The organism is Sphingopyxis sp. A083 (assembly GCF_001468495.1).
Taxonomy (GTDB): domain Bacteria; phylum Pseudomonadota; class Alphaproteobacteria; order Sphingomonadales; family Sphingomonadaceae; genus Sphingopyxis; species Sphingopyxis terrae.
Genome location: NZ_LNSK01000003.1, coordinates 336890 through 362239, shown reverse-complemented (window position 1 = coordinate 362239; position 25350 = coordinate 336890). Strand labels below are relative to the sequence as shown.

Annotated in this window: 19 protein-coding genes and 2 riboswitches; of the genes, 7 read left to right on the top strand and 12 right to left on the bottom strand. The window is 67.4% G+C overall.

Annotation, left to right across the window (positions count from 1 at the left end):
- Window positions 1-6 precede the first annotated feature (6 nt).
- The gene (locus tag ATE59_RS08980; protein ID WP_231737226.1) at window positions 7-825 is read left to right on the top strand and encodes a hypothetical protein; all 819 of its coding nucleotides are present in this window, start codon (window positions 7-9) and stop codon (window positions 823-825) included.
- A gap of 81 nt (window positions 826-906) precedes the next feature.
- Here ATE59_RS08980 and ATE59_RS08975 read toward each other — a convergent pair whose 3' ends face one another.
- The 6 genes from ATE59_RS08975 to ATE59_RS08950 all read right to left on the bottom strand — a co-directional run bounded on the left by ATE59_RS08975 (window position 907) and on the right by ATE59_RS08950 (window position 7934).
- Entirely contained in the window at window positions 907-2151 is a 1245-nt protein-coding gene (locus ATE59_RS08975; protein WP_003044690.1) for an acyl-CoA dehydrogenase family protein, read from the bottom strand.
- Between the two features lie 96 nt (window positions 2152-2247).
- A complete protein-coding gene (locus ATE59_RS08970; protein ID WP_058812127.1) occupies window positions 2248-3156 on the bottom strand; it encodes a LysR family transcriptional regulator in 909 nt (302 codons plus the stop codon).
- A gap of 40 nt (window positions 3157-3196) precedes the next feature.
- Window positions 3197-4165: an acyl-CoA dehydrogenase family protein gene (locus ATE59_RS08965; protein ID WP_058812126.1), complete on the bottom strand. Its 969-nt coding sequence runs from the start codon at window positions 4163-4165 to the stop codon at window positions 3197-3199.
- 12 nt (window positions 4166-4177) lie between these two features.
- Window positions 4178-5329 (bottom strand): acyl-CoA dehydrogenase family protein, encoded by a 1152-nt coding sequence (locus ATE59_RS08960; RefSeq protein WP_058812125.1) that lies wholly within the window; start codon window positions 5327-5329, stop codon window positions 4178-4180.
- A 99-nt stretch (window positions 5330-5428) separates the two neighbouring features.
- A complete protein-coding gene (locus ATE59_RS08955) occupies window positions 5429-6166 on the bottom strand; it encodes an SDR family NAD(P)-dependent oxidoreductase (RefSeq protein ID WP_058812124.1) in 738 nt (245 codons plus the stop codon).
- Window positions 6167-6173: 7 nt separating this feature from the next.
- Window positions 6174-7934: an N-acyl-D-amino-acid deacylase family protein gene (locus ATE59_RS08950; protein ID WP_058812123.1), complete on the bottom strand. Its 1761-nt coding sequence runs from the start codon at window positions 7932-7934 to the stop codon at window positions 6174-6176.
- A 178-nt stretch (window positions 7935-8112) separates the two neighbouring features.
- Here ATE59_RS08950 and ATE59_RS08945 point away from each other — a divergent pair, with 178 nt between their 5' ends.
- Window positions 8113-9123 (top strand): hypothetical protein, encoded by a 1011-nt coding sequence (locus ATE59_RS08945; RefSeq protein ID WP_058812121.1) that lies wholly within the window; start codon window positions 8113-8115, stop codon window positions 9121-9123.
- Between the two features lie 9 nt (window positions 9124-9132).
- Here ATE59_RS08945 and ATE59_RS08940 read toward each other — a convergent pair whose 3' ends face one another.
- The 6 genes from ATE59_RS08940 to ATE59_RS08915 all read right to left on the bottom strand — a co-directional run bounded on the left by ATE59_RS08940 (window position 9133) and on the right by ATE59_RS08915 (window position 19544).
- Window positions 9133-9711, bottom strand: a complete 579-nt coding sequence (locus tag ATE59_RS08940; protein WP_058812120.1) for a TMEM165/GDT1 family protein — start codon at window positions 9709-9711, stop codon at window positions 9133-9135.
- Between the two features lie 16 nt (window positions 9712-9727).
- Window positions 9728-9906: riboswitch (yybP-ykoY riboswitch) on the bottom strand.
- Window positions 9885-10127, bottom strand: coding sequence for a hypothetical protein (locus ATE59_RS08935; protein ID WP_058812118.1), 243 nt, complete (start codon window positions 10125-10127; stop codon window positions 9885-9887). It overlaps the preceding riboswitch by 22 nt.
- The gene (locus ATE59_RS08930; protein ID WP_231737225.1) at window positions 10127-14359 is read right to left on the bottom strand and encodes a translocation/assembly module TamB domain-containing protein; all 4233 of its coding nucleotides are present in this window, start codon (window positions 14357-14359) and stop codon (window positions 10127-10129) included. Before ATE59_RS08930 ends, ATE59_RS08935 begins: the two co-directional genes overlap by 1 nt.
- Window positions 14359-16695, bottom strand: coding sequence for an autotransporter assembly complex protein TamA (locus tag ATE59_RS08925; protein ID WP_058812117.1), 2337 nt, complete (start codon window positions 16693-16695; stop codon window positions 14359-14361). Before ATE59_RS08925 ends, ATE59_RS08930 begins: the two co-directional genes overlap by 1 nt.
- Before the next feature lie 106 nt (window positions 16696-16801).
- Window positions 16802-18004, bottom strand: a complete 1203-nt coding sequence (locus ATE59_RS08920; protein ID WP_058812115.1) for a nucleotide sugar dehydrogenase — start codon at window positions 18002-18004, stop codon at window positions 16802-16804.
- 76 nt (window positions 18005-18080) lie between these two features.
- On the bottom strand, window positions 18081-19544 hold the full coding sequence (locus tag ATE59_RS08915; protein ID WP_058812113.1) for a protein adenylyltransferase SelO: 1464 nt from the start codon (window positions 19542-19544) through the stop codon (window positions 18081-18083).
- A gap of 489 nt (window positions 19545-20033) precedes the next feature.
- Between ATE59_RS08915 and ATE59_RS08910 the strand changes: the two genes are divergently transcribed.
- The 5 genes from ATE59_RS08910 to ATE59_RS08890 all read left to right on the top strand — a co-directional run bounded on the left by ATE59_RS08910 (window position 20034) and on the right by ATE59_RS08890 (window position 25300).
- A complete protein-coding gene (locus ATE59_RS08910) occupies window positions 20034-20426 on the top strand; it encodes a hypothetical protein (protein WP_058812111.1) in 393 nt (130 codons plus the stop codon).
- Between the two features lie 69 nt (window positions 20427-20495).
- A riboswitch (cobalamin riboswitch) is annotated at window positions 20496-20685 on the top strand.
- Between the two features lie 74 nt (window positions 20686-20759).
- Window positions 20760-22727: a TonB-dependent receptor plug domain-containing protein gene (locus tag ATE59_RS08905; protein ID WP_082657364.1), complete on the top strand. Its 1968-nt coding sequence runs from the start codon at window positions 20760-20762 to the stop codon at window positions 22725-22727.
- A 23-nt stretch (window positions 22728-22750) separates the two neighbouring features.
- A complete protein-coding gene (locus tag ATE59_RS08900) occupies window positions 22751-23548 on the top strand; it encodes an ABC transporter substrate-binding protein (RefSeq protein ID WP_197409153.1) in 798 nt (265 codons plus the stop codon).
- Window positions 23545-24531 (top strand): FecCD family ABC transporter permease, encoded by a 987-nt coding sequence (locus tag ATE59_RS08895; RefSeq protein WP_058812106.1) that lies wholly within the window; start codon window positions 23545-23547, stop codon window positions 24529-24531. The genes ATE59_RS08900 and ATE59_RS08895 overlap by 4 nt, the downstream gene beginning before the upstream one ends.
- A complete protein-coding gene (locus tag ATE59_RS08890; RefSeq protein WP_197409152.1) occupies window positions 24524-25300 on the top strand; it encodes an ABC transporter ATP-binding protein in 777 nt (258 codons plus the stop codon). The genes ATE59_RS08895 and ATE59_RS08890 overlap by 8 nt, the downstream gene beginning before the upstream one ends.
- Window positions 25301-25350 lie beyond the last annotated feature (50 nt).

Here is a 25350-nt window from a genome sequence, read left to right as displayed (position 1 = left end):
TCGGATATGGACACAGAACGCAATATAGTAAACTCGGCCGATGCCGGAGGGATGAGCGCGCGGATGCTCATCCTCGATCTGCTCGACACGGGCGCGCCGCCGGCGTTCACGGTTGCCGAACTGGTGCGCGCCGGCGCGGCCTTCGGGATCGAGGCGCCGGGCATCCGGACGGCGTTGACGCGCCTCAAGTCGGAAGGTCGGGTTCAGGCGATCGCGCGCGGTCGCTATACGATCGGCGCGAATGCGGAGGTGCTGAAGCAGCGGATCCTCGGCTGGCGCACCCGGCTCGATCGACGGCAGCCCTGGGAGGGACGCTGGCTCGTCGCGGTCGCGGGGCCGCAGGAGCGCGCAGACCGCACCATCTGGCGCCGGACTCTGCGCGCGCTTGATCTTGAAGGATTTGCCGAGGCCGACGCCAATATCTGGGTGCGCCCCGACAATCTGGAGCGTGGGGCCGCGGGGATGCGGCAAGATTTGATCGAACTCGACGCCGCGCCATCGCTGTTCGTCGTCGAAGCGAGCGGGCTGGACGCCGCCCGCGACGCCCGCTTCCGGACCTTGTGGCAGGGCGAAGCCCTGCGCGCGTCGCACCAGCGGCTCGCCGCCCGCCTCGACGAGAGCGCGGCGGGCATCGATGAAGGCCAGCTCCCCGCGGCGGCGGCCGAAACGCTGCTCCTGGGGCGGCAGGCCATCCGCGCCATCATGCGCGATCCGCTGCTACCCGAAAGGCTTTGTCCAAGCGATGCGCTCGCCGCGCTGATTGCGGCGATGACGCGCTACGACCGCTTGGGCAAGCGCATCTGGGCGCGCTATCTCGAAAGCTGATCGGTCGCGGCGCGGAAAACGAACGCCGGTGGATGCGGGGCGAGCGGCGCTCCGGCGCCGCCCACCCCGCCCTTCGGCGGCTTAGTGGCGCGCGAGTTCGTCGCGGCCCACGACCATATAGTGGACCTCGTCGGGGCCGTCCGCAAAGCGCAGATGGCGCACATCGGCATAAAGCTCGGCGAGCGGCGTCCAGTGCGAGATGCCGGTCGCGCCGTGGATCTGGATCGCCTGATCGATAATCTGGCACACGCGCTCGGGGATCATCGCCTTCGCCATGCTCACCCACACGCGCGCTTCGCGATTGCCGAGCAGGTCCATCGCCTTCGCGGCCTTCAGCACGATCAGGCGCATCGCCTCGATATCGCAGCGCGCCCGCGCGATGACTTCCAGATTCTTGCCGAGTTGCGACAGCGGCCGGCCGAAGGCGGTCCGCGAATTGCCGCGCTTGACCATCAGATCGAGTGCAACCTCGGCCTTGCCGATGGTGCGCATGCAGTGGTGAATGCGGCCCGGCCCGAGGCGCATCTGCGAAATCTCGAACCCGCGCCCCTCGCCGAGCAGGATGTTGTCGCGCGGAACGCGGACATTTTCGAACCGCATATGCATATGCCCCTGCGGCGCATGGTCGGCACCGAACACCCGCATCGGCCCGAGCACCTGCACGCCCGGCGTGTCCATCGGCACCAGGATTTGCGAATGCTGCGCCTTGCGCGGCGCCTCCGGGTTGGTCTTGACCATACAGATCAGGATCTTGCAGCGCGGATCGCCGGCGCCGCTTATGAAATATTTCTCGCCGTTGATGACCCACTCGTCGCCCTCGAGCGTCGCGCTGGTTTCCAGATTGCTCGCGTCAGACGACGCAACGCCGGGTTCGGTCATCACATAGGCGGAGCGGATTTCGCCGTTGAGGAGCGGCTTCAGCCAGCGATCCTTCTGTTCGGGCGTGCCGACCATTTCCAGCACTTCCATATTGCCGGTGTCGGGCGCCGAACAGTTGAGCGATTCGGATGCCAGCGGCGATTTGCCGAGTTCGGCCGCAATATAGGCATAATCGAGGTTGGTGAGCGGGGTTCCCGTATCGCCGTGGGGCAGGAAGAAATTCCACAGCCCTGCCGCCTTCGCCTTGGCCTTCGCGCCTTCAAGCAGCTCAAGCTGCCCCGGCGCCCAGCTCCAACGGTCGGCGCGCCCTTCGCCGAGGCGGAAAAACTCCTCGGTGATCGGATCGACATTTTCGGCGATGTGGCGCTTCACCGCATCGAACAGCGGCTGCGCTTCCTTTGACATTCTAAGGTCGTTGAGTTCGGCTTCGAGTTCGATCGGCGTCATCGCTATTCTCCTTGGTTGGGGCCAAGGCTAGTGCCCCTGCGGCATCAGGAAAAATGATAACTTCGAATAAAGTCTATTCGCCTGAGGAATAGGTGCCTATTCTTCGCGCATCACCTCGAGGATGATCGCGCGCAGCCAAGCGAGGCCGACATCCGCCTGAACCGCGCGATGCCAATAGAGATAGCTGCTGCTCTGTGCGACCGCGATCGGCAGGTCGAACAACTGCATCGGCCAGATGTGCTGCAACATGCGGACATGGCTGCGCGGAAGCGTGCAGAGCATGTCGGTCTTCGCCACGATCTGCCAGGCGGTGATCGCATGCTGGCAGCGCACCGCGACGCGGCGCTGCAAGCCGAGCCGCGCCAGCGCGATATCCTCTATCCCCGGCCCGTGCGGACGCGGTGTCGCGAACACATGATCGAGCGCGAGATAGCGATCGAGGTCGAGCGTCCCGTCGATGCGGTCATTACCGATCCGCGCCGCCACCAGCAGCGGCTCGACACCGAGCGGCTCGCGGCACAGCCGGTCCTCGACGGGCAGGTCGACGTCGATCGCGACGTCGAGATCGCCGTTGGCCAGCGCAGCGACCAGATCGCGGCGCCGAAAGGCGGTCGATATCAGGCGGACGTGCGGTGCCTCCGCAAGCACGCGCGAGGCCAGTGCCGGAAAGCGCGACATCTCGCCCGCCAGCCGGATTCCGATACGAAACTCGCGCGTCGATTGTGCGGGATCGAAGCTCCCCGCCCCGTCGAGCGCTGCGACCAGCTCGCGTAGTGCCGCATGGATCGGCTCGGCAACCGCCCGCGCGGTCCCGGTTGGGACGAGGCGGTTGCCCTGGCGGATGAACAAGGGATCGTCCAGCATCGCGCGCAGCTTGGCCAGCGCATGGCTGATCGCGGGCTGCGAAAGATTGAGGTGCGACGCGGCGGCCGACACGCCGCCCTTGGTATAGATGGCGTCGAATATCTGGAGCAGGTTGAGGTCGAGCCGCGGCAGGCGCTTCATATCATGTTCCTATCGCCCTTGCCTCGGCAGCGCCAGGCGGTCAGGCCGGTGCCAGCGCCGTGCGGACGAAATCGACCGAACCCGACGGCGCCGCCAGCCGTTCGGCGCCGAGCAGGCGGTTCCAATAGCTTTCTGATCCGTCGGCGAGCCGCCAGGCCTGAAGCCGGCGCGTATAGAGCTGAAGATCATATTCCTCGCTGATGCCGATCGCGCCGTGAACCGCATGCGCGATCGCCGCGACCCGCGCGGCTGCGCCGCTCGCAACCGATTTGGCGGTCGCCGCCGCCGCGAGCGCAGGCGGGAAAGAACCTGCGCCGCCGATATGCGCCGCAATGCGCGCCGCGACCATATCCTCCGCCATCACGGCAAGCTGCTGTTGCAGCGCCTGCTGCTTGCCGATCGGCTTGCCGAACTGGATGCGCTCGTTCGCGTAGTCTGCCGTCATCGTGGTCAGCCGGTCGGCGGCGCCCGCGATCAGCGCCGCGCGCAGCACCGCCGCGGCGCGGCGCAATCCGCCGGGGACTATCGGCCCCACCGGCGTCGCGGCGTCGCTATCCCAGCGCACCGATGCCGCGAGTTCCCCCGCGCCGCCATCCGCTTCGCCCTGCACGGCGGCAAGATAGAGATTGCCCTCCCATTCGACGAGCAGATGTCGCGCCAGCGCGGCGCCGATCACCCGCCCGGCTGCGCCCGGCGCCTGCGCGGCGATCGCGATCGGTCCATCGGGCGCAGCCCTCCCCGCTTGCGCGAGCAACGCGCGCGCAATCATCGTTTCGCCGACCGGACAGGGTACCGCATGGCGGCCGAGGACCAGCCACAGCGGGACGATATCGGCAAAGGACAGCCCCGCACCGCCTGCGTCTTCGGGAGCCAGTGCATCGAGAAAACCCGAAGCCGCGAGCTCCGTCCACGCCGTGTCGCCCGGCTCGCCGCGCTCCGCTGCGCGCACCGCGGCGGGGCTAAAAAGCGCGGCGATCATCCGTTCGAAAGGGTCGAGGAAATCGGTCATCCTTATGTCTCCTCACCGAAGGCCCATGCCGCGGGCGATGATGCCGCGCAATATTTCGCGGGTGCCGCCGCGCAGCGAAAAGCTGGGCGCGACATGCGTGACATAGGTCAGCGTGCGGTAAAGCTCGTCCGAGACGGGTTCATCGGGATGCGCGGCAAGGTCGTCGCCGATCGCGACCGGAAGCTGCTGCTCGAACGCCGTCCCCAGATCCTTGACCAGCGATGCCTCGACCACCGGGCTTTCGCCCGCCGCAAGCCGCGCGGTGCAGGCGATCGACATCGCGCGCAGCGTCGCGAGCCGCGCGGTGAAATCCCCCACCAGCGCGCGCACCGCCGTATCGTCGCGTCCGATACGCTGCAAATGCCGTACCCAGGCATCCAGAAGCACGACGCTCGAGTAGATACGCTCGGGGCCGCTGCGTTCGAAGGCGAGTTCGGCGGTGACCTGCTTCCACCCCTCGCCCTCGGCGCCGATCAGCGCGTCGGCGGGCAGATCGACATCTTCGAAGAATATTTCGCAGAAATGCGCATCGCCGGTCAGATCGACGATCGGACGGATGGTGATCCCCGGCGCCTTCAGGTCGATGATAAGCTGCGACAGCCCGGCATGGCGATCCTCAGCGCTTCCCGAGGTGCGGAGCAGCGCGATCATATAGTCGCAGTGCATCGCGCCGGTCGTCCATATCTTCTGCCCGTTGACCCGCCAGCCGCCCGCGGTGCGCTCGGCGCGGGTGCGAACGCTCGCAAGGTCCGATCCCGATCCCGGCTCGCTCATCCCGATGCAGAAGAACAATTCGCCGCGGCAAATGCGCGGCAAATAAAATTGGCGCTGCGCCTCGGTCCCGTAATTCAGGATCAGCGGCGCGCTTTGCCGGTCGGCGATCCAGTGCGCCGCCACCGGCGCGCCGGCCGACAGCAATTCCTCGACGACGACGAACCGCGCGAACGGGCCGCGCTCGCCGCCGCCATAGGCCTTGGGAAGCGTCAGGCCGAGCAGCCCTGCGGCGCCGAGCTTGCGGCTGAAATCGGCGTCGAACCCTTGCCACGACCGGGCGCGGACGTCGGCGGGCCGCGCCGCCGTCGCCGCCTCGGCGAGCGCGCGGACGCGGCTGCGCAGCGCCTCATCCTCGGGCGGCAGGCTGCTCGGTTCCAGCGTGTCGAACACAATAGTCTCTCCCGCACCGACTCTGCAAAATCACGTAGCCGCCCTCTCCTGCCGCGAAAATCGCGGCGCGTCACCTGCAGGAATTAATGGGGCGCCCGATCAGAGCGAGAGGCCCCCGTCGACGATCAGCGTATGACCGGTGACATAGGAGGCAAGCGGCGAGGCAAGAAAGATCGCCGCCCCCGCCATGTCCTCGGGCGTTCCCATCCGTCGCTGCGGGATATGCGCGAGTGCCCCCTCCAGCCGGTCGGGATTCTGCGTCGTCACCTTGGTCAGCTTGGTATCGACCAGCCCCGGCGCGAGGCCGTTTACGCGGATACCGTCGGCGGCGAAGGCCTGCCCCAGCGTCTTGGTCAGGCTGATCGCCCCGGCCTTCGACGCGGCATAGGCGGGATTGCCGATATTCGCCTTCAGCCCCGAAATCGAACTGACGATGACGATCGATCCGGCGCTTTGCGACAGCTGCGGCCGGAACTTGCGCGATATATGCATCAGGCTGTCGAGGTTCACCGCCATCACCCGGTCCCAGCCTTCGCGCTCGAACTCGCCGCGCCGATAGACGACCGTGCCCTGGCACAGGATCAGCACATCGAGCCGCTCGAACGGCATCGCCGCCGCCTCGATCGCGTCGGGGTCGCCGACATCGACGCAGCTATAGCCGAGCCCCGCAAGATCGGACCCATCGTCCGGATCGTAATCGGTCGCCTGCGCGCGTGTCCCCCAGACATGGACCGCCGCGCCGCGCGTGCGAAAGCCATGGGCGATGCCGTTGCCGATCCCGCTCGATCCGCCAACCACCAGCACCGCCTTTCCGGCGAAGTCGGTATCGTCCTTCATGCTGACCCTAGGCGGCACGCGGGATCGACGGATCGCCCGCGCCGGCTGGCGCCGCATCCCGTCCCCGCCGCACGAGCCGACCAGGGAGCACGCCCGTCGGCTGCCCGTCGCGATAGGTGACCGCGCCCGATACGATCGTCGCCACATAGCCGTCGGCGGCCTGATGCATGCGCTTCCCGCCAGCGGGCAGATCGTAACGGATTGTCGGAACATGCAGGCGCAGTGCGTTGAAATCGATGATGTTGAGGTCCGCCTTCATCCCCTCGGCGATGCGACCGCGGTCGGTCATGCCGACGGTCGCGGCGGGACGCGCGGTCAGCTCGGCGATGGCGTCGGCGAGCGCGATCCGGTCGCCGGGATCGGCATCGCGGACCCAGCGCTGGAGAAAATAGGTCGGAAAGCTCGCGTCGCAGATCAAGCCATAATGCGCGCCGCCGTCGGCGAGCGCCATCACCGTATCGGGATGACCCAGCATTTCGCGCACCGCGTTCAGATTGCCCTCCGAATAATTGGCGGCAGGCAGATAGAAGAGCCGCCGCCCTTCGTCCTTCAGCAGCAGGTCATATGCGAATTCGGCAACCGACTGGCCCGCCGCCGCGGCGCGCGCCTCGATCCGCGTCTCGCGCTGCGGTTCATAGTCGGGGCCGTCGCTCCATTCATGCGCGGCGCGGAACGCATCGATCAGCGCCAGCGTCACCGGATTGCTGTCCTCGGCCGTCTCGGCGAGCAGGCGCGCGCGGAAGACCGGATCGCGCATCGCCGCCACGCGCTCGGCCAGCGGGCGGTCGGCGATCGCCTTGTAGCTCGGGTGCGAGCTGAACGGATGGAGGCTGAGGTCGAGGCCGAAGAACATGCCGACCGGACGCGGCGCGACCTGACCGCGCATCTGCAACCCGTCGCGGCGCGCCTGTTCGAGCCCCGCGAGCATCGATCGCCACCCCGCCCCCGGCTGGTTGGGCACATCAAGCAGGGTGAAGGACAAGGGGCGCCGCCCATGTTCGGCAAGCGCGCGCAGCAAGGCGAATTCGCTCTCGGCATCATTGGCCGGTGCCGGGATGATCTGGAACACCCCTGCATCGGCATCGCCAAGGCCGTCCATCAGCGCGCGCAGCTCGTCGGCCTCGGAATAAAGGCTCGGCGCCAGTTCGCCCGCCTTGGTCCGGTGCATCATGTTGCGCGACGTCGTGACCCCGAAGGCTCCGGCGGCGACGGCATCGGCGACCAGCGCGCGCATCTGCGCCAGATCGTCGGCGGTCGGGGCCTCGTGCTGCGCGCCGCGTTCGCCCATCACGAAGATGCGCAGCGCCGAATGCGGCACCTGCGCCGCGATATCGATGTCGAGTTCGCGCGCATCGAGCGCGTCGAGATAGTCGGGGAAACTCTCCCAATTCCAAGGCAGCCCGTCGACCATCACGACCTCGGGAATATCCTCGACCCCCTCCATCAGCTTGACGAGCATGTCGCGCTGGTGCGGCCGGCACGGCGCGAAGCCGACGCCGCAATTGCCCATCAGCACCGTCGTCACGCCATGATTCGAGGAGGGCGCCATGCGTGTCTCCCAGGTCGCCTGCCCGTCATAATGGGTGTGAATGTCGATGAAGCCGGGGGTTACGATGCGGTCGCTGGCATCGATCTCCTCGGCCCCGCGGCCCGTTATCTGCCCGATTGCGGCGATTTTTCCGTCGCGAAGGCCGATGTCGCCGACGAAGGGCGCGGTGCCGCTCCCGTCGAAAACCAGCCCGCCGCGCACGACCAGATCGAAGTCCATAAGCCTCTCCTCGAAGCGCGCCGGCCTCGTCCGGGCGGGTCGTCGCTTGCCTTGCCGCTTTCAGCCATCCGCGAAACCGCACCCGATTGCAAGCGAGGCCGGGCGAACACCGCCCGCGATTTGCGTGGCAAGGCGGGGGCGGTTCGTGTTAGCCTTCGCCGCGACGGGAGGGACCACCATGTCGAACATCCGGATGCTGTTGGGTTTGTCACTGGCCGCGCTGCCGCTTGCCGGTCCGGCACAGAGCGCGGCGCAGGGTACGGCGCAGCCGCGCCTGACCAGGGAACAGAGCATCCAGTTGTTCGAAGCTGCGGGCTTCCGGGTCGAAAACGGGCGTGCGATCAACCGCTGCGGCGGCGCGTCGAACCCGCGCGTCGCCTTTGCCGATCTCAACGGCGACGGACGGGCGGAGGCGCATGTCGCCGATGTCGATCCCAAATGCTATGGCAAGCCCGGCGCCTATTTTGCGGTGCTGACGCTCGGCACCGACGGGCGCTGGCGCCGTCTGATCGCCGAGGATGGCATCGTCGGCTTCGCCAAGACGCGTACCGGTGGCTGGCGCGACCTGACGCTCGAGGCGCGCTATTCGGCCTGCCCCGGCACGCGCCATTTCGCGGGCGGCAGCTACGGCGCGCCGACGGCGTGCAGCCAGGACGGGAAGGCCGCTGCCACCCCGGCAAGCGCCGCGCCGCCGCGTAGCGGCCCGATGCCGATTTCGCGCGACTATCTGTTCGATTGGGACGGCTCGCAAACCCCCGAAGCCAAGGCGATCCCGGCGACCGAGCGCCTCGCGCTGTTTCGCGCCGCCGAAATCAAGCCGGTCAAGGGCGGCCGCTGGACAGCCTGCACCGACGACGACAGCGGCCATTCGGAGGCGCAGGTCGATTTTATCGGCGACGTCAACGGCGACGGCCGACCCGAAGCGATGATCCACGACAATGGCATCTTCTGCAACGGATCGGCCGGCGTCAATTCGATCGTCCTGACCAAAACGCCGGCGGGAAGCTGGAAGGTGATGCTGACCACCCAGGGCTTCGCAAACTTCCTCAAAAGCCACGGCGTCGACAATTATCCCGATATCCAGGTCGGCCTTCCCGGCTTCTGTTTCCCCTATCTGCGCTGGAACGGCCGCGAATATGATCTCGCCGCCCGGTTCGACGACAACGGCAAGCCCTGCAAGCCGTTCTGATCGCGGCGGTCAGCCTGCGCCGAACAGTCCCGCGGTCTGGGCCAGAACCCACAGGCCGATCACCAGGAACAGCGCCGCAGCGACCATCCGGACCTTGTTCAGATCGACGCGCTTGAGCAGTTCGTGGCCAAGGAAGATCGCGGGCACATTGGCGATCATCATCCCCAGCGTCGTACCCGCCGTGACGGTAAAGACATCGTGGAAGCGCGCGCCGAGCGCGATCGTCGCTACCTGCGTCTTGTCGCCCATCTCGACGAGGAAGAAGGCGACGAGCGTCGTCATGAACGCGCCCGCATGCGATTTGGGCGCATCATCATCCTCGAACTTGTCGGGGATCAGCGTCCACGCCGCCATCGCGACGAACGAGGCGCCAATGACATAGCGGAAGATATCGCTGTCGAGGAAGGCCGCCGCCTGCGCCCCCAGCAGCGCGGCGAGCGCATGATTGGCGAGCGTTGCGACCAAAATGCCGAGGATGATCGGAAGCGGCCGTTTGAAGCGCGTCGCGAGCAGAATCGCGAGGAGCTGCGTCTTGTCGCCGATCTCGGCGAGCGCGACGACCGCGGTCGAGGTGAACAAGGCTTCCATGAATTACTCCGGGGCCGAGCGGCAAGCGAACTCCAACAGCGATCGCGCCCGCCGCCCGGCCCGGACGAAGGTGCGACGCCATTGGTCTCGCCCAAACGCTTTCGCGCTTCCGCGGCGCCACGGCCTCTCGACCGAGTATGTTGACGCTGCGGCCCGTCCGGCAGGACGGCTGGCTACTCCCCAGATGACGGGGGTGCGTTAGACGCGGTCGACGCGGCTGGCAAGCCCTTCGTCTGCGAACCATTGCCCGGCGCGGCCGCGGCGGCGGCCTTGTCCGCCTCCGACAGATCCTTGTCCATCGCCCGCGCGCGCGCTTCGATGTCGGATGCAGCCTTGTCGTACCGCTGGTCGAAATCGGGCTGCTGTTTGCACGCCGCCAGCGCGAACAGCGGCAAGAGCATCAGCGCGCGGCGCATCAATAATCCTTGCGGTAGCGGACGGAGAAGTTCGATTGTCCCGACCCGCCCGCCTGGCTCAGGATCGACAGCGCGCGCGTCAGGCTGATCTCGAGCTGCGTCGCGGTATAACCGCGTGCGTCGGTGATGACCTCAAGGTAGATGTCCTTCGAGATATATTGCCCTGCCGCCAACGCGGTGCCGCGTCCGGTCGTATCGTCGGGCCCCAGAATGCGCAGGCGGTCGATCCCCGCCGCCGACTGGAGCGCGCCGAGCGGGCTGAGCCCGCCGCCGCCGCCGCGCAGCGTGTTGAGCGACGCCGCCAGTTGCACCGCCTGAAGCGGAGACAGCGAGGTGATCGAATCGCCGAACAGGATGCGCGAGACGATTTCGTCCTGCGGCAGTCCGGGCACGCTCGAAAAGGCGACCTGCGGGTTGCTCGCCCGCCCGGTCACCGCGACATTGACGGTCACATTGTCGAAAGTGTCGGTGGCGAGGAGGTTGATCGCGGGATCATAGGCATCGCCGGTGGGGAAGGTCACCTTGCCCTGTTCGAGGTTAAACGAGCGCCCCGCGAAATCGAGCGTGCCGCGCACCAGTTCGATCTCGCCGGTCACGCGCGGCGCGACGGTGGTTCCCTTCAAGGTGACGTCGGCCTGCCATTCGGATTCGAGCCCCATGCCGGTCACATAAATCTGTTCGCCGGCGCGCAGGCGGATGTCGAGCCGGATCAGGTCGAACAGGCTGCCGCCGACCGCCGCCAGCCCGTCGCCGCTGATCCGGCGGCGCCCGCTCGGCGGCTTGCGGCGCACGCCGGTGAGCACGGGAACGCTCGCCGCGCCCTCGCGCACGATGCGATAGCGCGTTTCGGGCAGGCGCAGGTCGCCCGACAGCAGCGCTGCCTCTCCCGCTGCTTTTGTGAGGGTCAGCGTGCCGGTCGCGCGCGCGCCGATATTCTCGCTGCGCGCCAGCCGCGCATTGTCGAGCGTGGCGACGATGTTCATCGGATAACCATCGGCCGACGACAGGCTGACATAGCCCTTCGCCGCGACGCTTCCGGTGCCGGCCTTGGCGGTAAGCTGATCGATTTCGAGCCGGTTGCCGGTAAAGCGGCCGCTGACCACCATGTCGGTCAGCTTGGTGCCATAGGTCTGGTTCTCATAGGTCATGCCATTGCCCTTGAGCACACCCTGCAGACAAGGATCGGCAAGCTGGCAACTGAAGTCCGCCGCCACCGCGACCGGGCCCGCGAGCCCCTGATTGGCGGGACCGACGAAGGAATAGAGCGTGTCGGCGGGACCATTATAGCGCAGCCCGCCGCCGAGCGGCGCGGCGCGCAGGCGCGTCATCCAGTCGCCGGCGCCCGGCCCGAGCGGGCGCAGCGACGCCTGCAGCCGTCCGATCACGCTGCCGCGCTTGCGCACGACGGCGCGCAATTCGCCCCCGTCGGCGAGCAGCTTACCCGCGAAATTGACGTCGACCGGCTGGCTCACCGCCGCCGCGGTCGTGCGCGTGAAATCGTTGATCGTCAGCCGCGCGTCGGCACGCGGGAAAGCGTCGGAATTTTCCTGCGCGAAGTCGAGGCTGCCGGTCGCGCGCCCGCCGAGGCCCAGCCCCGGATAGACGGCGTTGAGGATCGTCATATTGGCGCGCTCAAGGCGGCTCTGGACGACGATACCCTCGCCGAAGCGCCCCGCGAGGCGCGCGCTGCTGCCGCGGCCGAGGTCGATGGTCGTCGGGAGCAGTTCATAATCGTCGGTATGCGGCACGATGCGCGCCGGCGACGCGGTGCGGAAGTTGATCCCGCTCGCCCGGCCCTGCACCGATGCGCGCCACAGCTCGGGGGTCAGATCGGCATTGGCGGCGATGCGGAACGGCACGCCGCTTGTCCCCTCGACCAGCGCCTGCGCCTTGCCGCGCCCGTCGCGATAGTCGATCTTCACCCGCCCGACCGCAATGTCATAATCGCGGATGCGCGTGTCGGCGAGCTGGATGTCGGCGATGATCCGCGGCTTGTCGTAAAGGATCATGTCGGCATCGACGATCGCGCTGCCGACCGCGAGCCGCGCGGCGCCGGGCAGCACCACATTGTTCGCGCGGATATTCGCCGCAACCGCCTGATATTGACCATCGGCGCTCAGCCGCACGATGCCGCCCAGCCCCTGCCCCGATGCGTCGAGCCGGCCGACGAACGGCCCCGCCGCGCTTTGCTGGAGCCGTCCCTTGAAGCCGATCCCCGACAGGTCGGCGCGTTCGACATCGATGGTCAGCGGACCGGCGGCGGTCAGCAGCACGACATCCGCGGTCAGCGGACCGTAATCCGTCTCCCCCTTCGCCGCGAGCCGGTAGCCGTTGGGCGCGCCCGTCAACCGCGCTTCCAGATTTGCAAGGCCGATGCCGAGGCCGGGGCGCTCGGCGCGCAGCGTCGCGCGCGGGTCGCTGATCGTGCCCGCCACCTCGACACCAAGCGGTCCGTAATCGACCGAAGTGGCGCGCGCGGCGAGCTGGAGCTGGCCGTTCGGCGCATAGCTGCCCTGCCCGCTCGTAACGCGCAGCCGCGGCGCGGTGAGGCGCAGATTGGCGAAGCGCACGATGCCGTCGGTGCCATAGCGAATATCGCTCGTCGCCACGGCATTGCCGCCGAGCAGGTCGCGAACGCCCGAATTGAACAATTGGGTCGATCGCGCGCGAATGCGGCCGGCAATCTCGAACCCGTCGGTACCGACACGCTTCAGATCGACGTCGGTGCCGATGTCGAAGATGCCGACGCTTTCGATGCGGTAATTATTGACCCGCCCGTCGATGGCGCCGGTGTAGAAGCCGCGGTTGAGGTCGGCGACGATGATCGCCTTGGCGTCGATGCGCGGCGACCGCAGGCGGAGGTTATCGCTGAGCAGTCGCCCGTTCTTATAGGCAAGATCGCCGTCGAGCCGCACCGCGACGAGCGTTCCGCCGGCTACCGTATCGAGCCCGCGGATGCGCGCCGCGCGCCCCGTCACGGGGATGACGATCTGGTCGGCATCGACGCGCGCCTTGCCCGACAGGTTCAGCGCCTCGACGACGATATCATTGACCGCAAGGCTCGCCGCATCGACGCTATAGGCGACCGTCGGCGTCGCAAAGGCGCCATCGAGCCGCGCCGACGCCCGGCCGCCGCTCGCCCTGAGCGCCGGCGCGATCGCGGCGGGGCGCAGCAGCACGAAGGCCAGTTGCAGGCCATCGTAACGATTGGCGCCGAGATCGAGGCCGCCGCTGATCCCGAGCCGCATCGCATCGGACGAAAGCCGTCCGTCGAGATCGGCCTTGCGCCGGGCGAGCCGCGCGGTGACATCGACCGCCGTCTCGCGGCCGAGCAGCGCCGCCGGCGTGCCCGCAAACAGGCGCGCCGCCCGCGTGGTACCCTTGACCGCGAACGTCCCGTCGCGCGCGCTCAGCGCCAGCCCGGCGAGCGGCGCCGCGCCCAGCGTCGCGTCGAAGCGCCCGTCCCAGCGCGTCCAGTCGCCGCGGCCGGCAAGCTTGGCCGTCAGCGGCTCCTTGAACCCGCCGAGCGCCGCCAGCACCCCGTTCGCAGGCGCATTGACGTCGAGCGTCAGCGCCAGGCGATTCTTTTCGGGCACCGCGTCGAGCAGCAGCGCGAGCCGGTCGCCCTTCGCCTTGCCGCCGATGGTCTCGGCCTTCGCCGTCACCTGCGCGCGCCGGTCGGCGATCGCGACCTTGCCGTCGATGCGGAGTTCCTGCCGCGCGCCCGTCACCGCAGGCTCGACGACGAACCGGTCGACGCGCAGCCGCCCGATGTCGATATCGAGGTCGGGAAGCAGGGGTTCGCCAGTGTCGGGCGTCGGACGGAATGCGGGCAGCCGTTGCAGCACGATCGTCGAGGCGGTCGCCGAACGGACATCGACATGGTTATTGAGATAGGCAAAGGGTCGCCAGTCGACCCTGACCTCGGGCGAGCGCAGGAACACGCCCTTCGGGTCCGAAAGCGTGAAATCGCGCACCACCATCGCGCCATAGAGCGATCCGTCGAGCCGGCCGATGCCGATCTTCAGCCCGTTCGAAAATTCATATTTCTCGATCTGGGTGACGACAAAGCGGCGCCCGGCGTCGCTGTTGAGACCGACGACGAACAATGCGATCAGCGCGAGCAGCCCGCCGACGACGATCCCCGTCCAGCGCAGCACGCGGCGCGGCCAAGGGTTACTCCGCCGCGGCGGCGGCGTGTCCTCCATCGGCTCGGCTGCGCCCCCGGCCATCAGAAAGCCTGCCCGATCGAGACATAGACGCTGATCCGCGATTCACCCGGCTTGCGATCGATCGGCGTCGCGACGTCAAGCCGCATCGGGCCGAAATTGGTGTAAAAACGGCCGCCGATACCGGCGCCGAAGCGCATATTCGAAAAATCGGGGGTCGATCCGGTATAGACCTGCCCCGCATCGACGAAGCCGACGATCCCGAAATTGCCGAACCGATAGCGCGCCTCGAACGCCGCCTCGTTGACGCTGCGCCCGCCGATCGGGTCGTTGTTGGGATCCTTGGGACCTAGCTGCTGATAGCCGAAGCCGCGCACCGATCCGCCGCCGCCGGCATAGAAGCGCCGCGACGGCGCCAGCCGCTCACGCGCGGCGCCGAGGATCGATCCGACGCGCACACGGCCCGCGAGCACGATATTCTCGGCCACCGGATAATAGCCACTCACATCGACGCGCGCGCGCGCATAGGGCGAAAAGCGCCCGCTCATCGATCCTTCGGGCTCGATCAGCGTCGTGATGCGAAACCCCTTGGTCGGATCGAGCAGGCTGTTGGTGCGATCGATCCCGATCTGGCCGGTCAGGCCGACGATATAATAAAGGTCGCGTTCGCGATCGGCGAGCAGGAAGCTGTAATCATCTTCGCTCGTCGCGATAAGCTGCACGCCATAGGCATAGGTCAGCTTTTTCTGCCAGATCGGCGTCGAGTCATAGCTGACCCGCGCCGCAATGCGCCCCGTCAGCGCCTCGAACGCGTTATAATTGCTCCGCGTCGCCTCTCCGACCAGTTCAAAGGTCCGATCCCGCCGCCCCGCGTTCGACCGGCGGAAGGTGACCCCCAACCCCTGTTCCTGCGTCCCCGCGACGCCGCGCACGATCAACGCGCCTTCGGGCGGAAAAAGATTGCGGTGCGTCCAGCTTCCTTCGACGCGAATCCCCTCGCCGGTACCATAGCCGGCGCTGGCGGCGAGCGTGCGCGGCGGTCCCGCCTGCTGGTTGACCAGCATCGTCACATATTCGGTGTCGTCGCCCGCGCTTTCGCCCGTCGCCTGCGGCTCGACCGACACGGTCGCGAGCAGGCCGGTGGCGACCAGCGCCTGCCGCAGATCGTCGACCTTGCGGCTGTCGTAGAGGTCGCCGCGCTTGAACCGCGCCATGATCGCGACATGGTCGGCGTCGAAGGCCTCTTCGCCCGTGCTCGCAAAACCCCCGAAACGCGCGCGCGGGCCGATGTCGATCGGTAGCGTATAGACGCCCGTCGCTTTGTCGCCATCGAGCAGGATGTCGCGCTGGCCGACCTTGGCGAAGGGATAGCCTTCCTCGGGAAGTTTGAGCGAGATCGCCGCTTCGGCGCCCTGAACCCGTTCGGCGACGATCGGCTCGCCGACGGCGAGCGGAAAATTGTCGGCGATCAGCCCCGGCGGCACCGTCGGCTTGGCATCGAGGATGATGTCCGAAAAGCTGTAGCGCGGACCCGGCTTTACATCGATCACCGCTGAAACCGGCTGCCCGCGCTCGCGGCCGGCGCGATCGATACGCGTATCGACGCTGCCGTCATAATAGCCTTCGGACGACAAGATGCGCTGCATCAGCTCGGCATCGTTGCTCAGCCGGGCGCGCAGCATCGCGAAATTGTCGGCCTTGCCATCGCCGTCATAGAGCGCCGACAGGTCGCCGAACAACCCCGAGAGGTCGGCATCGGTGCTGTCGTCGGCCGCGGCAAGGCCGTTGACCTGCACCGAATAGGCGACCTGCCGGTTCTCGCCCTCGGGCTCGGCATCGACGAACTGGACCGGCTGAACGTCAAAGCTTTCGAGCGGCGGCAAGGGCGCGGCGAGCTCGGTATCGGTTATCGGCGCATCGCCGATCGGCTCGACCGTCTGCCCGTCGGCGAGCGCGGGAACGGGCGTGCCATCGACCTGCGGCACGGCGTCGGCTGTACCGTTCGCCTTCTGCTTCGCCGCATCGGCGACGCGCTTTTCGAAATCGGCGATCGATTCGAGCGGCTTGTCGAGCTCGGGATCGTCCTCCGCACTGATCGGAGGAATCGCCTTCCTGAATTCGTCATCGGGAATGATCGGCGCCACCTCGGGCAAGACCGCGCCCTCGGGCGGCGGCGACGGGCTCGCGATCGGGGTATCATCGCCGGGAGGCGGCGTATCGGCCGCGGCGGGCTCCGCGGTCGCAGCCTCTGCAGCCGGCGGCGCGGCCGGTTCGCGCTCCTGCGCGGCGACCGCATGGGCGCAGGCGAGCGAGAGCAGCGACGCGGACAATAGCCCCCACCGCCGCCGAGCATCGACGCCAAAGCCGTTCAATTCGTGACGCTTTTTTTCGCTGGCCATCTGTCCACAACCGATGCGCACTTGTGGCTTGCCCGCCGCACGCACGCAACCCGGTTTTCGGGGAAACCGGCTCGGTCCGTCGAAAAGGCGGCCCCGTGGCAACCGCTCAGCTATCGGCGCCGAACAGATCGCGGCTGTAGACCTTGTCGGCCACATCGGCGAGTTCGTCGGCGACGCGATTGGCGATGATCACGTCGGCCTCGGCCTTGAAGGCATCAAGATCGCGCACGACCCGCGAGTTGAACAGCCGATCCTCCTCGATCAGCGGTTCATAGACGATAACCTCGATCCCCTTGGCCTTGACACGCTTCATCACGCCCAGGATGCTGCTCGCGCGGAAATTGTCGGATCCCGCCTTCATCGCAAGCCGGTGGATGCCGACGACACGCGGTTTGCGGCGCACGACCTCGGCGGCGATGAAATCCTTGCGCGTGGTGTTCGATGCAACGATCGCCTGGATCAGATTCTGCGGCACATCCTGATAATTGGCGAGCAGCTGCTTGGTATCCTTGGGCAGGCAATAGCCGCCGTAGCCGAAGGACGGGTTATTGTAGAATTGCCCGATCCTGGGGTCGAGCCCGACCCCGTCGATCACCTGCCGGCTGTCGATTCCGTGCATCGCGGCATAGGTGTCGAGTTCGTTGAAGAAGGCGACGCGCATCGCAAGATAGGTGTTTGCGAACAGCTTGATCGCCTCGGCCTCGGTATTGCCCGTTTGCAGCACATCGGTCTTGTCCTTGAGCGACGCCTGCTCGAGCAGCCGCGCGAAATCGGCGGCGCGCGGGTTGGTGTCGCCGACGATGATCCGTGAGGGGTAGAGATTGTCGTAAAGCGCGCGTCCTTCGCGCAGGAATTCGGGCGAGAAGACGATATTGTCGCTGCCGAATTCGGCGCGCATGCGGTCGGTAAAGCCGACCGGAATCGTCGATTTGATGACGATCAGCGCGCGCGGCGCGAGCGCCAGCGCATCGGCGATGACCGCTTCGACCGTGCTCGTGTTGAAATAATTATTGTCCGGGTCATAGTCGGTCGGCGTCGCGACGATCACGAAATCGCTGTCGCGATAGGCGTCCTGCTTGTCGGTCGTCGCGACCAGGTCGAGCGGCCGGTTCGCCAGATATTCCTCGATCTCGGGATCGGCGATCGGCGAGGTCCGGGCGTTGATGAGGTCGACCTTCTGCTGATCGATATCGAGCGCGACGACGCGGTTGCGCTGCGCGAGCAGCACCGCGTTCGATATGCCGACATAGCCGGTACCGACCACGGTGATTTTGGGCGAGCTGGCTGCCGCCGATTCGGTCTGGGACAAAGATGCGATCCTCGATTGGGTTGGCGGCCGCTCTAGCAAGTGCCGGGCGGCCGCTCAACAGCGCCCGGCACGCCGGTCAGGTTCCGCAAAAGGTCGTATAAGGCCCGAAGCCTTCGGGCGCCGGGTGGGCAAAAGCCTCCCACTCGCCCCGCGGCACGAACGGCTGGCGCACGACATCGAGCAGTTCGCGCCACGCTGTCATATCGCCGGCCTCGGCGTCGGCGAGCGCCGCCTCGACCAGATGATTGCGCGGGATATAGAGCGGGTTGACCCGGTCCATCGCGTCGGCGCATTCGAGCGGCCCTGCCGGCTCGCGCTCGATCAGCGCCCACCATTCGGCGATCCACGGCGCCATGGCATCGGGCGCGGGAAGCAGCGCCTGCAGCATATCGCCCTCGCCTCGGAGCAGCATGGCGAGCGCGCGGAAGAACAGCGTGAAATCGACCTGATGCGTCTCAAGCTGATCAAACAAGCCGTCGATCAACTCGTCATCGCCATCGCCCGGCTGCGTCAGCCCGAGCTTGGCGCGCATCCGTGCGAACCAGGCCATGCGAAAGCGTTCGGGAATGGCGTTGGCAAGCGCCTTCGCCTCTTCGACATCGTCCGGCCTTACCGCGTGGATGGCCGGGAGCAGCGCTTCGGCGAAGCGCGCCATGTTCCAGTGCAAGATTTGCGGCTGGCGGCCGTAGGAATAGCGTCCGTTCGCGTCGATCGAGCTGAAGACCGTGTTCACCGCGAAGCGGTCCATGAAGGCACAGGGGCCATAATCGATCGTCTCGCCGCTGATCGCGACATTGTCGGTGTTCATCACCCCATGGATGAAGCCGGCGCCGAGCCAGCTTGCGACAAGATCGCACTGTAGGCCGATCACCCGGTCGAGCAATGCCAGATGCGGGTTGGCCGCTTCGGCAAGTTCGGGAAAATGGCGGCGCACGGCATAATCCGACAATTGAACGACATGGTCGGCGCCGAAATGCGCGGCGAAGAACTGAAAGGTGCCGACGCGGATATGGCTGCTCGCGATGCGCGTCAGCACGGCGCCGGGGTGCGCCTGCTCGCGCTGGACGCGATCGCCGGTGGCCACCGCGGCGAGCGCGCGCGTCGTCGCGATGCCCATCGCCGCCATCGCCTCGGACACGAGGAACTCGCGCAGTACGGGGCCGATCGCCGCCTTGCCGTCGCCGTTGCGCGAAAAAGGCGTCGGCCCCGACCCTTTGAGCTGGACGTCGAACCGCGCCCCGTCGGGCGCGACGATCTCGCCGAGCAGCAGCGCGCGGCCGTCGCCCAGCTGCGGCGAGAAATGCCCGAACTGATGCCCGGCATAGGCGAGCGCCAGCGGGTTGGCGCCGCCGGGCATTTCCTCGCCCGAAAAGATCCGGGCGAGCTGCGCATCGCTCACGCCCGCCGCATCGATCCCCAACCGTTCGGCAAGCGCATGGTTGAAGATCAACAGCGTCGGCGCCGACGGCTTCGCCGCCTCCGCGGGCGCGTAAAAACCCGGCATCGCGTCGTGAAAACTATTGTCGAACGCAAAATCCATGCCCGGCTCCCTAGGGCAGCAATGTCGGTCGAAGCGCCAACGATTGCAAGCCGCAGCACAGTCGTCACCATCCTGCATTATGTCGCGAAGCCGCGTCCGTTCGCCGCGTCATCCATTTCAGTTCTCGAGATATATGATAGAGCATGGCGATCAATCCAAACGGTTTGGAACCGTCATCGTTTGGTCACCCCATGCGCATAGATGACGCCGTCCCAAGGCTGAATGCTATAAGCAGAACAACATCCAATATGAAAGAAATTGGATTATCATTCGTTGACAAATACTTGTAGTGGCGAGATGGAATGACACGATCAAGATTTGGATAGGGCCGGGCACCTCCAGTGGATTGGATTGCACCAGCCTCGAAGGCCCCGCCAGTCTGGCGGGGCCTTCAACTTATTAAAGCCCGGGCATACAAGCAAGGTTCAGGCAGCGCGCGCCAAAGGGCAGCAGCCCGATCCCGAGCGCCGCGCGATTCGAAAGTGATCAATGCAAATTCTGCAGCAAGCCGCCGCCGATTATCACGGCCTCATTCTGGATATAGGCGCGGCGACGGGCCTCCCCGATGCGATGCTGCACCTGCATGCGGGGATGCTCATCTTCCTCGGGACCGCGCTGGTGATGCGCCGGGGCCTGGATGACATATTGCCGCTGGGCATCGTCATCATCGCCGCCTGCGGCAACGAGGTGCTCGACCGGATCAATCTCGGTAACTGGAACTGGCCCGACACGCGCATGGACCTGTTCAACACGATCGTCTGGCCGCTCGCGACCCTCCTCGTCGCTCGGACCGTTCGAGGCCGCCGTTCTGCCGCCGCCAGCAAGAAAGCTCCAGCCGAGCCAGCCACTGAGCCAGCAGCGGCCAATCCTGACTTCGGCTGAAGCCCGACGCGCCGGTCCAGCCCGGCCCGCGAATTGGCGATTGCAGCGCGCTTCCGCTTTTGCTAGCGGCCCGCCTCGTGACCTCGGGTTGCCTGGAAACAGGCATGAAAAGGGAAGACCGGTCGATCCGGCGCTGCCCCCGCAACTGTAGTCCGGCGAGGTGGATGCAATCATGCCACTGGAAGCTTGTCTTCCGGGAAGGCCGCATCCCACCGCTGACCCGGCGAGCCAGGAGACCTGCCAGGGCGTCGCCGTTATCTGCACGCGGGCGGGGTGTACCGGGCGCAGGCGAGGATCCTCGCGTGACGGCAAGCCGTTACGCTGGAGGTACTCGTGAAGTCATTTTTCTGGAAATCCACCTTGTCGCTCGTCGCGGTTGCCGCGGCCTCGCCCGCATGGGCGCAGGACGCTGACGCTGATAGTTCGACGATCACCGTCGTCGGCGATCTGCTAGGCGCCGACCAAAGCAACGCCTCGGTCTCGGTCATCGACGCCGCCGCCATCCGCCGCGCCCAAAACGGCACCGCCGCCGACCTGATCGCGCGGCTGCCCGGGGTCAGCATCACCCAATATGGTACGCTCGGCAGCGTATCGAACGTGCGCATCCGCGGCGCCGAGGGCGAACATACGCTCGTCGTCATCGACGGGGTGCGCGTCGGCGATCCCTCCTCGCCGGGCGGCGGCTTCGACTTCGCCAATCTGATGCTCGGCGCGATCGACCGCATCGAGGTGCTGCGCGGCGCGAACAGCCTGCCGTGGGGCAGCCAGGCGATCGGCGGGGTGGTCGCCATCTCGACCACCGAGCCTGACACGGTCGGCGGCGGCACGAGCGGCCGGATCGGCGCCGAATATGGCGCGCGCGATACGGCGCGGGTCAACGGCCAGCTCCGCGCCGATCTCGGCGCATCGCAATTCGGTCTCGGCGGCGGCTATGTCCGCACCGACGGGATCAGCAATGCCGCGGTCGGCACCGAGCGCGACGGCTATCGCCAATATGCGCTCAACCTCACGAACCGGACCGAGATCGGCAATACGCTGACCGTCCGCGCCTTCGGCCTTTATGCCGACAGCCGCGTCGATCTCGACGGCTTCGCGCCCCCGACCTACAGCTTCGGCGACACCGCCGAATATCAAAAGACGCGCGAACATTATGCGGCCGCCTCGGTCGAGCACCGCCCCGGCGGCAACGGCAGCACGACCGGCTTTTCGCACAAGCTCGCCTTTGGTTTTGCCGACATCAACCGCGATAATTACGACCCGGCGGCGGGCAGCGATCCGAGCTTCAAGGCGCGCGGACGCAGCGAACGGCTTTCGTACAGCATCGACTGGCTGACCGCGGGCAACGTAAGCGGACAGCAAATCCGGCTGATCGCGGGCGCCGAACGCGAATGGACGCGCTCGCAGACCGCCGACGCCTTTTCGAGCGACAGCGGCCGAACCGCGACCACCGGACTGTGGGCGATGGTCGTCGGCAAGCCGACCGAGACGCTGTCGCTGACCGCGGGGGTGCGCCGCGACGATCACCGCGACTTCGGCGGCGCGACCAGCCTCGCCTTCGATGCGGGGCAGAAGCTCGGCGATCATGTCACGCTGCGCGCGAGCTACCGCGAAGGCTTCAAGGCGCCGACGCTGTTCCAGCTTTCGGATACCGCAGGCGCCTACGGCAATCCCGATCTGCAGCCCGAGCGCGCCCGCGCCTATGAAGTCGGGGTCCGCATCGCTGCCGCACCGCTCGCGTTCATCGACATCGCCTGGTATCGCCGCGACACGCGCAATCTTATCGATTTCGTGAGCTGCCCCGCCGGCCCCAATCCCCTGCCCCCGATCTGCGCGACGGGCAACCGCCCTTTCGGTACTTACGACAATATCAACCGCGCGCGCGGCCAGGGGGTCGAGGTCGAGGGCGCGGTACAGCTGTCGCCGGGCCTGCGCTTCAGCGCCAACTACAGCCTCGTCGTCGCGACCGACCGCACCCCCGGTTCGGTCTACGAGGGCAATCGGCTGGCGCGGCGCCCCAAGCATCTTGCCAATGCCGAACTTGGCTGGACGCCCGGCGGCGCCTTCGCTGGCGCCGACCTGTCGGTCGCCGCGCGCTATGCCGGCAAGAGCTTCGACGATCGCGCGAACAATGTGACGCTGGACGATTATTGGCTGGTCGATCTGCGCGCGAGCTACCCGCTCGTCGCCGGAATCGATGTCTATGGCCGCATCGAAAATCTGTTCGACACCGATTATCAGACCGTGGCGGGCTATGGCACTGCGGGCCGCTCGGCCTATGTCGGGGTCCGCTGGGCCTTCTGATGCGCGCGGGAGCGGCCCTTGCGATGCTGGCGGCCCTCACGGCCTGCCAGCCGCGCGCGCCGCTCCCCGCCCTTCACGGTATCGTCAGCATCGATTATTGCGCCGACCAGATGCTCCTTGGCCTCGTGCCCCGGGAGCGCATCCGCGCCATATCCTTCGAGGCCGCGAGCGACAGCGCCTTTGCCGCGCCGCGCGCCGCGGGCCTGCCGCGGCTGCGCCCGCAGCTTGAGGATATTGCGATGCTGCGCCCCGCCCTCGTCGTGCGCTCCTATGGCGGCAGCGCGAAGCTCGACCGCCAGCTCGAAGCGATGGGGATAAGGGTCGTGCAGCTCGGCTATGCGGGCACGCTCCCCGATGTCCGAAACCAGATGCTCCGGGCAGGCGCGGCGCTCGGCGCCGACCCGCGCGCCGCGGCGCTGGTCAAGGCCTTCGATGCCGAGGTCGCCGCCGCGCGCCAGGGCGGCGGGCACGCGGGCACCGCGCTTTACATCACCCCCGGCGACGTCACGACCGGCCCCGGTTCACTGGTCGCCGAGGTCATGGAAGCGGCGGGCTACACCCCCTATCGCACCCGCCCCGGCTGGGGCAGCCTGCCGATCGAGGAGATGGTGCGCCGTCCGCCCGATCTCGTGTTCCGTGCCTTTTTCGACAGCGCGCGCTATCGGCAGGATTATTGGACCGCCTCGCGCCACCCCGTCGTGGCCGAAGCCACGCGCCATGCCCGCGATGTCGAGGTGCCCGGCGGCTGGCTCTCGTGCGGCAATTGGTTGGCGGGACACGCGGTCAAGGCGCTCGCCGATGCGCGAAGGGATATGCGATGACGCGCCTCAACCTGACCCTTGCCGCGATGCTGCTGCTCGCCGCGATGCTCGCGCTGGCGACCGGCCCCGATGGCGTATCGCCAGCGCTGCTCGCCGGCTGGCTCGGCGGGCATGATCCCGCCGCGGCGATCATCCTTGCCGACATCCGGCTGCCGCGCGTGCTCAGCGCCGCGGTCGTTGGCGCGTCACTGGGCCTCTGCGGCGCCGCGCTGCAAGGGCTCACGCGCAATCCGCTTGCCGAACCCGGCATCCTCGGCGTCTCGGCGGCGGCAACGCTCGGGGCAACGCTGACGCTCTATTTCGGGCTCGTGGCACTCTTCCCCTGGGCGCTTCCCCTCGGCGCGATCGCGGGCGCCGCGCTCGCGACGCTGCTCCTCGCCTCGGCGGCGGTGCGGACGCAGGGCATGGCGAGCCTGATCCTCGTCGGCGTCGGCCTCTCGAGCCTCGCGGGCGCGCTGATGGCGCTGATCCTCAACTTCGCGCCCAATCCCTTTTCGCTCTCCGATCTCGTCAACTGGACGCTCGGGTCGGTCGCCAACCGGTCGCTCGCCGATCTTGCGATGACCGCGCCGCTGATCCTCGTCGGCGCGCTATTCCTGTTCGCCCAGCGCGCGAACCTGTCGCTGCTCACGCTTGGCGAGACTGCTGCCGCGGCGCACGGCCTTGACGTCCGCCGCACGCGCATCGCGATCGTCGCCGGAACCGGAATCGCGACCGGCGCTGCGGTGGCGCTGGCCGGCGCGGTCGGCTTCGTGGGGATCGTTGCGCCGCATTTGGTTCGCCCGTGGACGGGGCACGATCCGGGGCGGACCCTGGCGCCTTCGGCGTGGCTGGGCGCGCTGCTCCTCGTGCTTGCCGATCTTGTGGTGCGTATCCTGCCGACCGACAATGAGCTGCGCCTGGGCGTCGTCGCCGCGCTTGCGGGCGCGCCAGTTTTCACGCTGATTGTGCTGCGCCGCGGCCGAGGCGGTGCGCGTGGCTGACGATCTGATCATCGAAGCGCTGCGCGTCGAGGCGCAGGGCACCCCCCTCATCGACGATATCAGCGCCCGCTTCGCACCGGGGCAGCTGACCGCGATCGTCGGCCCCAATGGCGCAGGCAAATCGACGCTGCTGCGCGCGATGGCGGGCGTCGTGCCGACGCAGGGCGCGATCCGCATGGGCGCCACCGACCTCACCGCACTGCGCCCCGCCGAACGCGCGCGGCGGCTTGCCTATCTGCCGCAGGTGCACGAACTCGCCTGGGACATCAGCGTCGCCGACATGGTCGCGCTCGGCCGCTTCGCTTATGGCGCCGCGCCGGGCCGGCTCTCGGCCGAGGACAAGGCGGCGGTCGATCGCGCAATGGCCGCCACCGGCTGCACCGACCTTGCCCACCGCGGCGTTACCAGCCTGTCGGGCGGCGAGGCGGCGCTCGCCTGTCTCGCGCGCGTCCTCGCCGCCGAAACGCCGGTCCTGCTCGTCGACGAGCCGGTCGCGGCGCTCGATCCCGCCAATCAATATCGCGTGATGGAATGCCTTGCCTCGCTCGCCGCCGACGGCCGCACGGTCGTCGCGGTGCTCCACGACCTGTCGCTGGTCGCGCAATTTGCCGACACGGTGCTGTGGATGGCGGGTGGTCGACTTGCCGCGCAAACCCCCGCCACCCACGACGCTTTCGCGCAATATGTTCCGGCACTCTTCGCTCGCGCGCCTGTCTTTGCCAGCGACGGATCGAGCGCGCTCTATTTTCGTCGCAGCCAAAGCACGTAACGCCACCTTTGCTTCTGGTGCCTAAGCCCTTCTGAATTGACCGCGCCGCG